General features: G+C 67.4%; 12 protein-coding genes. 5 read left to right on the top strand and 7 right to left on the bottom strand.

Annotated elements, in window-relative coordinates:
• Positions 1 to 184 precede the first annotated feature (184 nt).
• Entirely contained in the window at positions 185 to 1,579 is a 1,395-nt protein-coding gene (locus I6H87_RS33520; RefSeq protein WP_011154181.1) for a NarK family nitrate/nitrite MFS transporter, read from the bottom strand.
• A gap of 39 nt (positions 1,580 to 1,618) precedes the next feature.
• Complete coding sequence (locus tag I6H87_RS33515) at positions 1,619 to 2,899, bottom strand: MFS transporter (protein WP_011154180.1); 1,281 nt, start codon at positions 2,897 to 2,899, stop codon at positions 1,619 to 1,621.
• 224 nt (positions 2,900 to 3,123) lie between these two features.
• On the opposite strand from I6H87_RS33515, the gene I6H87_RS33510 reads away from it, so the two are divergent.
• A complete protein-coding gene (locus tag I6H87_RS33510) occupies positions 3,124 to 4,344 on the top strand; it encodes an NnrS family protein (RefSeq protein WP_011154179.1) in 1,221 nt (406 codons plus the stop codon).
• A gap of 365 nt (positions 4,345 to 4,709) precedes the next feature.
• Here I6H87_RS33510 and I6H87_RS33505 read toward each other — a convergent pair whose 3' ends face one another.
• Both I6H87_RS33505 and I6H87_RS33500 read right to left on the bottom strand, forming a co-directional pair.
• The gene (locus tag I6H87_RS33505; RefSeq protein WP_011154178.1) at positions 4,710 to 5,372 is read right to left on the bottom strand and encodes a response regulator; all 663 of its coding nucleotides are present in this window, start codon (positions 5,370 to 5,372) and stop codon (positions 4,710 to 4,712) included.
• Entirely contained in the window at positions 5,369 to 7,357 is a 1,989-nt protein-coding gene (locus I6H87_RS33500; RefSeq protein ID WP_011154177.1) for a type IV pili methyl-accepting chemotaxis transducer N-terminal domain-containing protein, read from the bottom strand. Before I6H87_RS33500 ends, I6H87_RS33505 begins: the two co-directional genes overlap by 4 nt.
• Positions 7,358 to 7,769: 412 nt before the next feature.
• Between I6H87_RS33500 and I6H87_RS33495 the strand changes: the two genes are divergently transcribed.
• The 3 genes from I6H87_RS33495 to I6H87_RS33485 are packed head-to-tail and all read left to right on the top strand — an operon-like array spanning position 7,770 to position 10,255.
• Complete coding sequence (locus I6H87_RS33495) at positions 7,770 to 8,195, top strand: hemerythrin domain-containing protein (RefSeq protein ID WP_011154176.1); 426 nt, start codon at positions 7,770 to 7,772, stop codon at positions 8,193 to 8,195.
• 43 nt (positions 8,196 to 8,238) lie between these two features.
• Positions 8,239 to 9,576 carry a hypothetical protein gene (locus tag I6H87_RS33490; RefSeq protein WP_011154175.1) on the top strand — a complete coding sequence of 446 codons (1,338 nt, stop codon included), beginning with the start codon at positions 8,239 to 8,241 and terminating at the stop codon, positions 9,574 to 9,576.
• Entirely contained in the window at positions 9,569 to 10,255 is a 687-nt protein-coding gene (locus tag I6H87_RS33485) for a Crp/Fnr family transcriptional regulator (protein WP_011154174.1), read from the top strand. Before I6H87_RS33490 ends, I6H87_RS33485 begins: the two co-directional genes overlap by 8 nt.
• 39 nt (positions 10,256 to 10,294) lie before the next feature.
• On the opposite strand, the gene I6H87_RS33480 is transcribed toward I6H87_RS33485, so the two are convergent.
• The 3 genes from I6H87_RS33480 to I6H87_RS33470 all read right to left on the bottom strand — a co-directional run bounded on the left by I6H87_RS33480 (position 10,295) and on the right by I6H87_RS33470 (position 13,103).
• Positions 10,295 to 11,083 (bottom strand): SDR family oxidoreductase, encoded by a 789-nt coding sequence (locus tag I6H87_RS33480; protein WP_011154173.1) that lies wholly within the window; start codon positions 11,081 to 11,083, stop codon positions 10,295 to 10,297.
• Between the two features lie 215 nt (positions 11,084 to 11,298).
• Positions 11,299 to 11,748 (bottom strand): putative zinc-binding protein, encoded by a 450-nt coding sequence (locus tag I6H87_RS33475; RefSeq protein WP_011154171.1) that lies wholly within the window; start codon positions 11,746 to 11,748, stop codon positions 11,299 to 11,301.
• A 176-nt stretch (positions 11,749 to 11,924) separates the two neighbouring features.
• Positions 11,925 to 13,103, bottom strand: coding sequence for an NAD(P)H-dependent flavin oxidoreductase (locus I6H87_RS33470; protein ID WP_011154170.1), 1,179 nt, complete (start codon positions 13,101 to 13,103; stop codon positions 11,925 to 11,927).
• A 249-nt stretch (positions 13,104 to 13,352) separates the two neighbouring features.
• Between I6H87_RS33470 and ubiU the strand changes: the two genes are divergently transcribed.
• Positions 13,353 to 14,399: a ubiquinone anaerobic biosynthesis protein UbiU gene (gene ubiU / locus I6H87_RS33465; protein ID WP_011154169.1), complete on the top strand. Its 1,047-nt coding sequence runs from the start codon at positions 13,353 to 13,355 to the stop codon at positions 14,397 to 14,399.
• The last annotated feature ends 39 nt before the right edge of the window (positions 14,400 to 14,438 follow it).

The raw sequence follows: 14,438 nt of genomic DNA, 5'->3' as shown, positions 1-14,438 counted from the left end.
TTTGTTCTCCGCGAGTGCTTTGCTGCGGGGGCTCCGGCGGTTGCGGGAGCGTTTGCAGGGACACGCTCAGCTTAAGGGGGGAGGGCGGCGGCGCCAATTCGCTGGTGGAACAGGCGCCGCACGCCGGTCGGGCTAGGTGACGGAGGGCGGACTAGTTCGATGGAACTAGTCCGGCCGGCGGCTGTTAGCAAGGCATGGGCGCGTTGCGGCGCGCGTAGTGCCACCACGTCACCAGCACGCAGCTGAGGTAGAAGGCGATAAAGCAATACAGCGCGGCGTCGGCGGCGCCGGTCAGCTCCAGCGAGGTGCCGAAGCTCTTGGGGATAAAGAAGCCGCCGTAGGCGCCGATCGCACCGGAGAAGCCCAGCACGGCGGCGGATTCCTTGCCGGCTTCCTGCAGGGCCTGCTTCTGCGCCACGTCGCCCTTGCCGGCGGCAGCGCGCTGGCGCTCGGTCAGGAAGATCACCGGGATCATGCGGAAGGTCGAGCCGTTGCCGATGCCGGTCAGCGCGAACAACGCGACGAAGGCCGCCAGGAAGTACATGAAGTTGCCGCCGGCGCCGTCATGCGGCAGCGCTGCCAGCACCGCGAACACCGCGGCGATCATGCCGGCGAAGGTCCACAGCGTGACGCGTGCGCCGCCGAGCTTGTCCGAGATCCAGCCGCCCACCGGGCGCGTGAGCGCGCCCACCAGCGGCCCGAGGAAGGCATAGGCGGTCGGGTTCACGCCCGGGAACTGCGACTTGGTCAGCAGTGCCAGCCCGGCCGAGAAGCCGATGAACGAACCGAAGGTGCCCACGTACAGCCAGCACATCAGCCAGTTGTGCTTGCGCTTGAAGATCACGGCCTGTTCGGCGAACGATGCCTTGGCATCGGCGATATCGTGCATGCCGAACCACGCCGCCAGCGCCGATACCACGATGAACGGCACCCAGATGAAGCCGGCGTTCTGCAGCCACAGACTCTGCGTGGTGCCGTTGGCCTCGTTGGCCGGGAATTGCTGCGGCTCGCCGCCAAGCGCGCCGAAGATGGCCACCGACACTACCAGCGGCGTGACGAACTGCACCACCGACACCCCCAGGTTGCCGATGCCCGCGTTGAGCCCGGTGGCCAGCCCCTTCTTCGCCTTGGGGAAGAAGAAGCTGATATTGGCCATCGATGAGCTGAAGTTGGCCCCGCCCAGCCCGCACAGCAGCGCCAGCACCAGCAGCGTCGGGTAGCCGGTGGACGGGTCGCGCAGCGCAAAGCCCATGCCCAGCGCCGGGATTAGCAGCAGCGCGGTGGAGATCGCGGTGAAGCGGCGCCCGCCGAACACCGGCACCAGGAAGGAATAGAAGATGCGCAGCGTGGCGCCGGACAGCGCCGGCAGCGCGGTCAGCCAGAACAGCTGGTTCTTGGTGAACTGGAAGCCGGCGCGGTCGAGGTTGACCGCGACCACGCTCCACAGCATCCAGACCACGAAAGCCAGCATCAGCGCCGGAATCGAGATCCCGAGGTTGCGATAGGCGATGCGTTCGCCTTTGCTTTGCCAGAAGGCCGCGTTCTCGGGCTCCCAGCGGGTGAGTACGGAGGTAGACATGATGGTGTGCGTTGGTTGGTGGCGTTATGTGAAGGGTCGTCAGGCCGGCTGGGTCAGGCCCACTGCCTGTTCCTTGCGCTGGCGTTCGGTGCGGTGGCTGTAGTGCATCCACACCAGGCTCACGCACACGGTGCCGTACATCAGCATGAAGCAGCTGCTGCGGATGCCGGTGAGGTCGGCCAGCATGCCGAACAGAATGGGCAGGACAAAGCCACCCAGCCCGCCAGCCAGGCCCACCACGCCGGAAACCGCGCCGATGTTGTGGTTGAAGTCGTTGGAGATGAACTTGAACACCGAGGCCTTGCCGATGGCGAAGGCGATGCCGACCACGAACAGCAGCAAGGTGAACACCGTGGGCGTCAGCGCGATGCGGAACCCCTGCGGACCGCTGGTGGTCTGGACGATGAAGTCCGTCTGCGGATAGCTCAGCAGGAAGAAGCCGACCCAGCTCACCCACATCACCCACCAGGTGGTGCGGTGCGCGCCGTAGCGGTCGGAGATCCAGCCGCCGATGGCACGCAGCGCGCCGCCGGGCAGCGAGAAGCAGGCGGCCAGGAAGGCGGCGGTCTTGATGTCGAAACCGTATTCGCCGATGTAGTACTTGGTCATCCACAGCGACAGGCCCACGTAGCCGCCGAACACCACCGAGTAGTACTGCGAGTAGCGCCACACGCGCGGGTCGCGCAGCATGGAAAGCTGCTCGCGCCAGCCGGTGCTGGACTTGACCAGGTGCGCGGGGTTGCTGCGCGAGAACACCCAGAACACCAGCGCGGTGGCGAGCATCGCCAGCGAATAGACGCGCGGCACGATTTCCCAAGTGCCGGCGGCCAGGATCATCGCCGGCGCGACGAACTTGGTCAGCGCCGCGCCCGAGTTGCCGGCGCCGAAGATGCCCATCGCCAGGCCCTGGCGCGAGCGCGGGAACCAGCGCGCCACATACGGCGTGCCCACCGAGAATGAGCCGCCGGCCAGGCCGACGAACAGGCCCAGCACCAGCAGTTGCCACAGGCTGTGCGCGTACGAGATCAGCCAGATCGGGATCACGGTGGCCAGCATCAGCACGAAGAAGACGATGCGGCCGCCGTAGCGGTCGGTCCAGAGGCCTAGCGGCACGCGGATCAGCGAGCCGCTCAGGACTGGCGTTGCCGCCAGCAGCCCGAACTCGGTGTCGTTCAGGCCGAGTTCCTTCTTGAGCGGAATGCCGAGCACCGCGAACAGCATCCAGACGGCAAAGCAGATGGTGAAGGCGAAAGTGCTGGATGCCAGCGTCGTATAGGCACCGGGCGGGATCGGCGCCCGCGCGGGATGTGGGGTGGCCATGGCCATGCTCCTGTGTCAACTTTGACGGGTGCTGCCAGCGTAGGGGCCGCCACATCGCTTGAACATTCGCCGGGAGCACAGCCAGGGGCGGGGAAGAACCTGCCGGTGGAGGTAGTTCCATCGGGGGAGGACACCAGGCGGCAGGCGGTGCTATCGTGCTCGCAGCCAGCCTGTGTCCAGACCGGACCTTTGTCCGGGATCAACGAAGGGGAGTTACTCCCACTATGGAAACCATTCCCATCCTGCCCGCGCGCGGTCCACGCAAATCGCCGGAGGCCGGGCCGCCACCGCGCGGCTTTGCCCTCTTCGCGCTGGGTTTCCGGCCCTTCTACCTGGGCGGCGCAATATTCAGCGCCGTTGCCATTGCGCTTTGGGCCGCGATGCTGGCGGGCATCACCAGCGTGGGATCCTCGGCATCGCTGCCGCCGATGCTGTGGCATGCGCATGAGATGGTGTTTGGCTTTGCGGTGGCCATCGTGATTGGCTTTCTGTTCACCGCTGGGCGTGCATGGACCGGCCAGCCGACACCGACCGGGCCGCTGCTGGCCTGCCTGTTCCTGCTGTGGCTGGCGGGGCGTATCGCGATGTGGACCGCGTCGGGCGAGGCGGCGCTGGTGATCGACGGTGCGTTCCTGCCGCTGGCCGCGCTGGCCTTCACGCGCGCGCTGGTGAAAGGCGGCAGCCGGCGTAACTATCCGCTGGCGCTGGCACTATGGCTGCTGGCAGCCGCGAACATCGTCAGCCTCTGGCTGCAATCGCAAGGGCAGACCGATGGCGCGCTGCGCGCTTGCCAGGCCGGCGTGGCGCTCATCTCCCTGTTCGTGATCGTGATTGGCGGGCGGGTGATTCCGATGTTCACGACCAACGCGATTCCCGGTTTCCGCCTGCGGCAGTACCGCAACGTCGACCGCGCAGTGGTGCCGGCGGGTGTGCTGGGACTGGCGGCCGGGCTGCTTCCTTTGCCCGGCTGGCTAGGCGCCGTGCTGTCACTATTGGCGGCGTTCGTGCTGGGAATTCGCGTGTGGGGCTGGCGCGGCCATGCGGTGGGCAACCGGCCGCTGCTGTGGGTGCTGCACCTGGCCTATGCGTGGCTGCCTCTGGCATTCGTGCTGCAGGCCGGAGCGGTGCTCGGACTATGGATGCCCGGCATCGCCACGCATGCCTTTACTGTGGGCGTGCTGGGCGGCGCCATCATCGCCATGATCACGCGCACGGCGCTGGGTCATACCGGCCGCATGCTGGTGGCCGGCCGCGCCGAGACCATCGCGTACTGGCTGGTGGCTGCCGCCGCGCTACTGCGCGTGCTCGGGCCACTGCTGTGGCCGGCCGGATACCGGCACTGGCTCTACGGCGCGGCCCTGTGCTGGGTGGCCGGGTTCGGGCTCTATGCGCTGACGTATGCGCCGCGGCTGATGCGGCCGCGGGTGGATGGCAAGCCGGGTTGACCGCGTGGAAGTTCAAGGGGCCAAAGTTGGCAGGTCGCCGAGACCGTCAACAGCCCCTCGGAAGTGCCGTTCAGTTGGCGTTGCACCATGGTCTTGCCCACGAAGGCAGGCATCCAGTGTCTTTGAGTTGGTTGGGCCCGCGCCTTCGCGGGGACGATGCAAGCTTAAGACCCCATTCCTGATGCTGACGCGGGTAGCCCGCTGACGTGTTGATGAAGCTGTCTCCAAACTGTCACAGGGGCGCGCTACTTGCTTCCAATTGAGGCCAGGCGGATGGGAAGACGCGCCGAAGGTGGACTGATCCTGGTCCAGGAACAGGATGAGGACGCCGCGCGGCGGGGCGGCGCGCAATGGCGCCGGACGGTTCAGCCAGTTTCGGTCAGGCGGTGCTCGACTGCGTAGACGGCGACCTGCACGCGGCTGGCGAGGTTAAGCTTCTTCAGGATGTTCTGCACGTGGATCTTCACGGTGCTCGCAGCCACGCCCAGGGTGCGCGCGATTTCCTTGTTGCTCTCGCCGCGGGCCAGTTCCTGAACGATCTCGCGCTCGCGTACCGTGAGCCGCGCCGTGTCGACCTGCTGAGGAACAGCGACAGCGGCGGGCGCGGGGGCGCGGAACTGCGCGACGAGCTTGGCGGTCATGCTTTCGGAGATCACGGGTTCACCGGCCGCAGCACGGCGGATGGCGCTGGTCAGGGCCTCGGTCTCGATGTTCTTAAGCAGGTAGCCGCGCGCGCCGCTGCGCAGTGCGATGGCAAGCTCCTCGGCCTCTTCGGACACGGTCAGCACGATCACTGCGCTATCGGGAAGATCTTCCACCAGCAGCTGGAGCGCTTCCAGCCCGGACAGGCCGGGCATGTTCAGGTCCAGCAGGATGACATCGGGCCGGCGCTGCTTGGCGCGCTTGATGTCCTCCACGCCGTCGGCGGCCTCGTCGACGATTTCGAAATCGGCCTGCCGCTGCAGCAGGGCCCGGATGCCGGAGCGAAACAGCGTGTGGTCATCGATCAGCAGGATGCAGATGGTCATGGGAAGGTATTTTGGAGTTGGCTGGCAGCCATGGCGTCGGGTTGTTGTTCGCCGCGCGGCAACAGCAGTGCGATGCGCACGCCTGCCCCCGGCTGGCTGTCGATCTGCAGCCGGGCGTTCAGGCGCGCGGCGCGTTCGCGCATGATGTTCAGGCCGATGTGGGCGTCGCTGCGTTGCGCGAGGTCGGCAGGGTCGAAGCCTTCGCCGTCGTCGTGTACCACCAGCCGGAAATCGCGGCCGTGGCTGAGCCGCACGGTGACGTGAGCCGCCAGCGCGTGTTTGCGTACATTGGAAAGCGCCTCCTGCAGGATGAACAGCACCTGCAGCTGCTGCTCCGGATGCAGTGGCAGGACGTCGCCGCCATCGTCAACGATCAGCGTGGCCTCGGTGCGGCATTGGCGGCGGAAGCGTTCCACGGTCGCTTCCACGGCCGGACGCAACTCGCCCGGCGTCAGCCGCGAGCGGAAGTTGTTCAGCAGCTCGCGCACGTCCTGGTAGCTCTCTTCCACGCCGTGGCGCAGCATCGGCACGATCTCGCGCGCTTCGGGAAGGTCGTCGCGGCCCACAGCATCGGCAAGCAACTGCACCTGCAGGTTGAGGAAGTTCAGACCTTGCGCGATGCTGTCGTGCAGCCCCTGTGCGACCAGGTTGCGCTCCTCCACCACGGCCAGCTGGCGGGCGGAGTCGGACAGACGTAGCTGTTCCAGCGCGGTGCCGAGGTGCCGGCCGAGGGTTTCCAGCAACTGGCGGTCCGAAGGCGGCAGCTCGCGCGGCTCGCGGAAATGCAGGGCGAAGACGCCGGTTGCGCCGCGCAGGCTCCCGATGCGGAATGCGGCCAGCGCCTGGAAGCCATTGCGCGTGCAGGGCGAGGGGCTGACCGGGCCGGCGGCGCGGGCCGGCGCATGGCGCAGGTCCTGGATGGCGATCACGGACTGCGTGGTCGCGTCGCCGCAGTGGCACGCCTTGACCGACACGCATTGCGCGGCACCGGACAGTGCCGCTGGCAAGCCGATCGACGTCATCAGCGGCAACTTGCCGCGGACATCGTCAAAGGCACGCACGCTGCCGCCGTCCGCATCGAACTGCCGCATTACGCGCTGCAGGAAACCGTTGCACATGGCTTCGGCATCGGTCGCCTGATTGAGGAACGCGGCCATCTCGTACAGCGTTTCCAGGTCGCGGTTCTGGTGCGCCAGTTCGGCGGTCTTCTGCGCCACGCGTGCTTCCAGGTCCCGGTAGAGATCCTGCAGCTCGCTGGCCATGCGGTTGAAGCCTTCATTCAGAGTGCCGAACTCGTCGCGGGTCTCCACGGGCAGGCGCAGCGAGAACTCGCGCGCCGCCATGCGCCTCAGACCGTCCTGCAGCCGCAGCACCGGCAGGATGATCCACAGGTAAAGCAGGTAGATCACTGCCACCGTGCCCACGCAGGCCATGGCCGCCAGGCCGGCCTGCGACACGCGCAGCAAATCGGTCTTGCTGGCGCTGACGTGCTCGATCATGCCGACCAAGCGGTCGGCCTGCGTGACGAAGCTGGGCAGGGCGTCGATGTAGGCAGTCGTGGCCTGGCCGGCCATTAGCCCGCCGGCCCGCGCCAAGGGCTTGAGCCGGTGCTGCCAGCCGTCCACCACGCGGTCGAGCTGTGCGTGAATGGCCGGCTCGTCCGGCAGAAACAGTGGCCGGGCGGGGTTGCCCTTGCGCAGCTGGGCGAGCGTGTTGTCGAGCGCGGCGATCTGGTCGTCCAGCGCATTGGGCTTGCCGGCCTGCGATAGTGTGAGCTCGATGGCAACGCGGTTGGCGCGCATGCGCAGGCTGCCGGCATCGTTGATCGCCGCGCCGGCGCCTTCGAGCTTCCACGACAGCCACAGCGTGCCGGCGATCATGGCCAGGACGACCAACAGCGATGCAAGCGACAGCGAAATGATGCGTGTCGAAAGCCGGTGCCGCAATGCGGGCAGCGTGGCGAGATCGGCGCCGGAGTCGGGCATGCTTTCGTGCACCTCGTCGGAAGTAGGATCTGGCGTGGTCTTGGACATGAGGCGAGGATCGGGGTGGCAATGAAGACGATGAAGCACTGGCTTCGCGCGCGAAGCCAGTGTCTGAATTGTGGGCGCATGGCGGGGGGCGATACATGAGCCAGATCAAGAACGGCCAATCGGCGCGCACGGGAAAGTGCGCTGAAAACCTCATTTCGATGCGTCTCGGGCGCCAGCGGCAGCCGTGCCGAAAAAATAGGTCACGATGTGACATATGGTCGGCCAAAGCCTTTGTGCCGGGCGCTTCCAGTTTCCCTACTGAGTGCCGGGTCTTTCCGTCTTTTCCCGGGGGAACTTATTCAGGATCAAAGCCAGGGCGCAGGCCGCGACCTAGCATGCATTCGAACCGAACCGGAGAATCACTATGTCCACTGGAATCGAAACACTGGTGCAGCAGCATCGCGGGTGCGATGACGCGCTCGGGCAGCTGGAGACCGCCCTGCGCGGCGGCGACTGGGATCTCATTGCAGGCGCCCTTGCGCGGCTGGAGGCGGAGCTGTCGGGCAACTTCGAGGCGGAGGAATCCCGGCTGTTTCCCGCGTTCGAGCGGGCCATCGGCTTTGCCGGTGGCCCGACCTCGGTCATGCGCCACGAACATGAAGAGGTGAGGGTCCTGCTGGACAATGCGCGCGAATGGCTGGAACTGCGCGACGGTAATGCGCTGGCCGCCGAGATCGACACGCTGGTGGTATTGCTGCAGCAGCACAACGTGAAGGAAGAGAACGTGCTCTTTCCCATGTGCCGCGCACAGGTACCGGATCTGGACGCGGTGCTGGCCGGCATCGCCTGACCGCATGCCGTGATCGCAACAGGCCAGCAAAGGGATCACCGACGTGAAAGCGGCCAACCTGGACTACGAGCGTGCGCCGCCGCCCGGCGTGGTGTTCGGCTGCCTGATGCCGGCGCCATGGCTGGGCGCGGCGGCGGGCCTGCTGCTGGCATTCGGGTCGGTGGACGGCTTGCCGGACCGCTTCGCACCGCTCGCGCTGGCGGCGGTGCACGTGCTGGCGCTCGGCATGCTGCTGCCGGTCATGCTTGGTGCGCTGTTCCAGATGATGCCGGTGGTGGCCGGCGTGACGGTGCCCGGTGCCGGCTGGATGGCGCCGCTGGTCGCGCTGTCTGGCGGCGGCAGCGCGCTGGCGTTGTCGGCGGGATTCCTTGGCGGCAGCGCGGCCGCTTTCCGCTGGGCCGCGTTGCTGGGTGCGCCCTTCCTGGTGCTGGCGGGCTTGCTCCTTCTCGGCGCAGGCAGGCGCGTGGCGGCGGTCGACGCCACGACACGCACGCTGGCGTGGATCGGCGCGCCGCTGCTGTTGACCGCTTTGTGCGGTGGCGTGCTGGCAGGGTTGTTCGGCGGCTTGTGGCCGGCATCGCCCGCGCCGCTGCTTGCACTGCACATAGCGTGGGGTCTTGGCGGCTGGCTCGCGGCGCTGGTGACGGGCGTGGCGACTACGGTCCTGCCGATGTTCTGGCAAACGTCGCGGCTGCCAGCCAGACTGGAGCGATGGCTGCCGCTCGCGCACTGGGTGCCGCTGCTCGCATTCACCGTGGCAGTGGTGGCTTGGCCGCGCTCGACGGCACTCTCCCAATGGACACTGCTGCCCTGGCTGGTGGTCGCCGCGGTCGTGGCCGGCTTCGGACTCGCCGGCACGCTGAAGGCCAAGCGCAGGCACGATCCGGTCTGGCCGTTGTGGCCCGTGGCGTGCGCAAGCATGCTGGCCGCTGCCTTGCTTGCCGCAGCCATGCCCTTCGTGCCGGATAGTCGGGCACCGCTGGCCTGGTGGATCGGCTCGCTCGCGCTGATCGGCGGCGGCGTGCTGCCGGTGACGGCCATGCTCGGCAAGATCGTGCCGTTCCTGGTCTGGCTACACCTGCGCAAGCTGCTGCCGCCTCGCGCCCGGGTGCCTGCCATGCAGGCGATTATCGCCCCCGGCAGGCAGCGGCGGCAGGCGATGCTGCTGCTGGCTGCCTATCTCATGCTGCTGGCACTGCCGGTCGCGCCGGCGTGGCTGGCACCCGCCGGCGGGCTGGCTTTTGCCGCCGCCAATCTCTGGCTGGGCGTGCAACTGCTGACGGCGCTGCGTTGCATGCGCCGGATGCGTGCACAGGGCGGGCTGCCGCCACGTGTGCCGCGCCCCGCAACATTGCCTGTCGAAGGAGGCCGTGATGGCTGACCCGATCCCATTCGCGCGGATGCCGTTGTTTCGCGGCATCGATGCCGAAGTCCTGGATGCCCTGCGCCAGGCCGCTACGCCGCAGCACCTGCGCAAAGGGGAGTTCCTGTTTCGCCGCGGCGAGGCCTGCCAGGGCCTGTATGTCGTCGTCGAGGGCCTGGTGAAGCTGGCCCTGCCGACGGCGCCGGCCAGCGAGCGCACGCTGGAGCGCGCCATCGAGGTGTTCGGGCCGGGCGCCATCTTCGGCGAGGACGCCTTATTCCTCGATGCGCCGCAGGTCGCGGATTGCCAGGCGCAGGCGCGCACGACGGTGCTGCATGTTAGCAAGCTTGCGCTATGGGGCGCGGTCGAGCGCGATCCGCTAGTGTCCACCCAGCTGCTGCGCAACCTGTCCGGACGGCTGCATACGCTGATGCGCGATATCGAGGCCGTCAGCCTGCAGAATGCCTTGCAGCGTGTGGCAAGTTTCCTGCATGAGCAGGCGCAGGCGGGCCGGCGCACGTGGCTGGCCTGCACGCAGCGTGTGATCGCATCGAAGCTGGGTGTCACGCCGGAGACGCTGTCGCGCGTGATGAGCCGGTTCTCGGCGCAAAAGCTGGTGAAGCTGGAGCGAGGGAAGATCTTCCTGCTCGATGCGGAAGGACTGGCGCGACAGGTTGCCGCCTCAAACGAGAGGTGATTGCAGCGCGCCACTGGACGTGGTCGCGCTGCGTGGGGACTAATCTGCCAGGTCGAGCGGGGCTGCCATGCACCGGTATCCGGCGTCAACATAGCTGACCTGCCCCGTCATGCCGCTGGCAAGATCCGATAGCAGGAACGCCGCCACGTTGCCAACTTCTTCACTGTCGATATTGCGCCGCAATGCCGCAGTGTTTGCCACGTGTTCCAGGATCTTGCCGAAATCGCGGATGCCGGCGGCAGCCAGCGTGCGCAGTGGGCCCGCCGAGATGGCGTTCACACGCACGCCGCGCCCGCCCAGTGCGGCGGCAAGGTACCGTACGCTGGCTTCGAGGGAGGCCTTGGCCAGCCCCATCACGTTGTAGTGCGGCAGCGTACGCTGCGCGCCCAGGTAAGACAGTGTCAGCAAGACGGCGCGTGGTGCCAGCATCGGCAGCGCGGCGCTGGCGAGTGCGGGGAAGCTGTAGGCGGAAATATCGTGCGCGATGCGGAAGCTGTCGCGCGACAGCCCGTCGAGGAAGCCGCCCGACAACGCCTCGCGCGGCGCGTAGCCGATCGCATGGACCAGGCCATCGAGCTGCGACCAGTGGGCGCGCAGCGAAGCCAGGGCCGCGTCGATCTGCGTATCGCTGGCAACGTCGCAGGGAAAGACCAGTTCGCTGCTGAAGTCCGCCGCCAGTTCGCGCACGCGCGCCGCGACACGTTCGTCGGCATAGGTGAAGGCCAGTTCGGCGCCTTGGCGCCGGCATGCGGTGGCGATGCCAAACGCGATCGACCGGTTGGAAAGCATCCCGGTGATCAGGATGCGCTTCCCACTGAGAATGCCCATAGGGATGTGTGGTGAGTGGGTGGAATGGATCGATATCATGGCTGCCTCAGGCCGCTGCTGCCTGCGGGTGCGACTGTCAGCGCTGCCGGCGTCTCGCCGGTGAGCAGGTGGTGCATCAGTTCCGCCACGGGCCGGATCCTTTCCCCGAACGGCCTAGCCAACCCACCCCTCTCCCCGTGACGTCCAAGAGGGGGGGAAGGGAGTAAGCGCCGTCGTCACTGCAATCGGTGCCGGAGTGTCCCGTTGGCTTTGACCAATGCCGCCGATTTGTCAGCAAGCTGCGGCGGCGCATCTTTGATGGCGGACAGTGCCAGAGTTACCGCCGCCCAGACAGCGCCAGCCTCCGCTTCACTGCATTCGCCATGCTGTCGCTTAGTGGCGCCTAGGCGGTTGAGCACCAGATGCTGAGCGGGCGCAACACCCGCGCTGGCCAGGCAGGCTTTCACGCAGGCGAGCGGGCAGCCGTCCAGCGCCAGGATCGGGCGGCCCGAGCGGGCCACCCTGGTGAGCGCGGGAACGCCGCCGCCTACCCCGCTGATGCACGACATCTCGGCCAACCCGCCGCGATCCAGCCGTACTGCGACGGTGTTGGCGAGTTGCGCTACGCTGGAGCAGCCGGAGCAGGCGTAGACGAGGGGTAAGGATGTGGTGTCAGACTTGGACATTGAGATCCCTTTGGACTTGATGATAGGAATAGGGCGACGCCTTCAAGACGCGATCGCCGAAGGACAAAGGCGATCATCTGGTTCGAGATCAACCCGGTGATCAGGATGCGCTTGCCGCTGAAATAAGCATAAGGATGGCGAGTCAGGGGGTGGAATGCATCGGTGGCCCGCTAGCCTCAGGCCGCCATGGCCGGCGCCGACGTTGCCGCCAGCGCGGCAGGCTTCTCGCCGGTGAGCAGGTAATGCATCAGTTCCGCCACGGGCCGGATCGCCTCGCCGAACGGCAGCGCGCCCTTGCCGCGGAAGAACAGGCCGCGCTCCACGTCGCCGCGCACCGCTTGCGACAGCTTGAGGTCGATGCAGAACTGGCCAATGCGGGCGATGCCGTCGCGCAGGCCGCACGACTGCAGGCAGTCGAAGCCTTCCAGGCACTCGCGTACCTTGGCACGGCGCTGCAATTTGGCTTCGCTCGACAGGTAACGGCTGAGCCAGGGCGTGAGCACTGCGCGCGCCGGCAGGCCGGCCACGCTGGTGAACTCGCGCAACGATTCCGGGCGTGCGGTGGCCAGCACCTGCTTGAACGCGGGGTGCGCATCGCATTCCTCGGTCACCGCGAACGCCGTGCCCAGCTGCACGGCGGCGGCGCCCTGGCCGATCCAGTGGCGGACCTTGGCGTGGCTGTCGATGCCGCCGGCCAGGATCAGCGGAATGCTTTCCCAAGCCAGGCCCAGTGAGGCGAACAGCTCGCGGCATTCGGCGAGCACGCGCGAGAAAGAGAAGCGCGCTTCGCCGAGTTCCTGGATGGCCGGCGCGCCCAGGTGGCCGCCCGCGTGGTTGGGATGCTCGATCACGATGGCGTCAGGCAGCCGGCCCTTCTTCATCCATTTGCGCAGCACCAGCCCGATGCCGCGCGATTCAGACAGGATGGGAATCAGGGCAACCTTAGGATAGTTCGCGGTGAGTTCGGGCAGGTCGAGCGGCAGCCCCGCGCCCATCACGATCGCATCCGCACCGCTTTCGCAGGACTGCCGCACCAGTGCCGCATGCGAGCCGACTGCCTTCATCACGTTGACCGCGATCATGCCGCGGCCGCCCGACAGCGCGCGCGCGGCCTTGATCTCGCGGTCCAGGGCAACTAGGTTGGCCGCTTCGATGCGCGGCTTGTCGCGCGTGCCGCGCGTCTGCGCGAGCAGGTCCGGATGATGATGGCGCAGGTCGATGCTGGCGATGGTGCCCATGCCGTTCAGGCCGGCGACCGTGCCGGCGAGCCGGTGCGCGGAGATGCCGATGCCCATGCCGCCCTGTACGACCGGCACCAGCCGGCGCCCGGCTAGCTTCAGCCAATGTTCTTTCATGTCGATCTCGCTCAAGTGATGCCGCCGCGTGCGGATAGTTGGCCAAGCGTGGCACAGCGGCAGCGGCCGGTGTTTGCCGCAGGTCAATGCCGGGCCAGCTGCCTGCCAACGGCGTACGCCGATCGGCGTAGGCGGCGGGCATCGCTGACGTGGTCAGTCGCAATTTGCGCACGATCAAGCTCACGGGCGTGGTGCCTCGCTAACATCTCGGCTGGTCAGATCCTCGCGCCGGCAGCGGCCATTCCCGACATGAAGTTCTCTTCTCCCGAATCGCCGGCCGAGCCGCAACCGCCGCGCCGCCCGCAACTGGTAGCGCCGGCTGGCTCGCTGGCCGCCTTGCGCATGGCGCTGCAGCACGGCGCCGACGCCGTCTACCTGGGGCTGCGCGACGCCACCAATGCGCGCAACTTCGGCGGACTGAATTTCACCGAGGCCGACATCCGCACCGGCGTGGCCGAAGCCCATGCGCGCGGCGCCGAGGTGCTGTTCGCCATCAACACCTTTGCGCAGATGGGCGCGGTCGGGCAATGGCACCGGGCGGTGGACGCCGCCGCGGACCTGGGTGCCGATGCAGTGATCATGGCCGATGCCGGGCTGATGGGCTACGCCAGCCAGCGCCACCCCGACCTGCGCCTGCATTTGTCCGTGCAGGGCTCGGCCACCCATGCCGATGCCATCGAACTGATGCGCGAACGCTTCAATATCCGCCGCGTGGTGCTGCCGCGCGTGCTGTCGCTGGCGCAGATCGGCAAGCTGGCGCGCCAGACCAGCGTGGAGCTGGAGGTCTTCGGCTTTGGCAGCCTGTGCGTGATGGCCGAGGGGCGTTGCCTGCTGTCGTCCTACGCCACCGGCGATTCGCCCAACAACAAGGGCGTTTGCTCGCCCGCGCACGCGGTGCGCTGGACCGAGCAGGACGGCACCCTGCACGCCAGGCTGTCGGGCATCCTGATCGACAGCTACGCGCCCGGCGAGCCGGCCGGCTACCCCACGCTGTGCAAGGGGCGCTTCGAAGTGGAAGGCGAACGCGGCTATGTGCTGGAGGAGCCGACCAGTCTCAATGCGCTGTCGCTGCTGCCGTCGCTGATCGACATGGGCATCGCCGCCATCAAGATCGAAGGCCGCCAGCGCAGCCCCCGCTATGTGGGCGATGTCGTGGGCGTGCTGCGTGCCGCCATCGACGCTGCGTGCGCCGATCCGGCTCGCTTTGCGCCGCGCCAGGAATGGCAGAGCACGCTGGGCCGCCACGCCGAAGGCGACCAGGTCACGCAAGGCGCCTACGACCGCCCGTGGCGCTGACTGCGCCAACCGACAATTTCCCGAACAGGAGCGCGACTA

The organism is Cupriavidus necator, from assembly GCF_016127575.1.
Lineage (GTDB): Bacteria > Pseudomonadota > Gammaproteobacteria > Burkholderiales > Burkholderiaceae > Cupriavidus > Cupriavidus necator_D.
The sequence above is the reverse complement of the archived record's forward strand: the minus strand, read 5'-3'. Positions and strand labels throughout refer to the sequence as shown.

Bases quoted from the DNA above. Each gene is read 5' to 3' on its own strand.
- I6H87_RS33485 (WP_011154174.1), top strand. From the start codon at position 9,569: ATGGCTGACCCGATCCCATTCGCGCGGATGCCGTTGTTTCGCGGCATC.
- I6H87_RS33515 (WP_011154180.1), bottom strand. From the start codon at position 2,899: ATGGCCACCCCACATCCCGCGCGGGCGCCGATCCCGCCCGGTGCCTAT.
- I6H87_RS33475 (WP_011154171.1), bottom strand. From the start codon at position 11,748: ATGTCCAAGTCTGACACCACATCCTTACCCCTCGTCTACGCCTGCTCC.
- ubiU (WP_011154169.1), top strand. From the start codon at position 13,353: ATGAAGTTCTCTTCTCCCGAATCGCCGGCCGAGCCGCAACCGCCGCGC.
- I6H87_RS33505 (WP_011154178.1), bottom strand. From the start codon at position 5,372: ATGACCATCTGCATCCTGCTGATCGATGACCACACGCTGTTTCGCTCC.
- I6H87_RS33470 (WP_011154170.1), bottom strand. From the start codon at position 13,103: ATGAAAGAACATTGGCTGAAGCTAGCCGGGCGCCGGCTGGTGCCGGTC.
- I6H87_RS33495 (WP_011154176.1), top strand. From the start codon at position 7,770: ATGTCCACTGGAATCGAAACACTGGTGCAGCAGCATCGCGGGTGCGAT.
- I6H87_RS33480 (WP_011154173.1), bottom strand. From the start codon at position 11,083: ATGGGCATTCTCAGTGGGAAGCGCATCCTGATCACCGGGATGCTTTCC.
- I6H87_RS33510 (WP_011154179.1), top strand. From the start codon at position 3,124: ATGGAAACCATTCCCATCCTGCCCGCGCGCGGTCCACGCAAATCGCCG.
- I6H87_RS33520 (WP_011154181.1), bottom strand. From the start codon at position 1,579: ATGTCTACCTCCGTACTCACCCGCTGGGAGCCCGAGAACGCGGCCTTC.
- I6H87_RS33500 (WP_011154177.1), bottom strand. From the start codon at position 7,357: ATGCCCGACTCCGGCGCCGATCTCGCCACGCTGCCCGCATTGCGGCAC.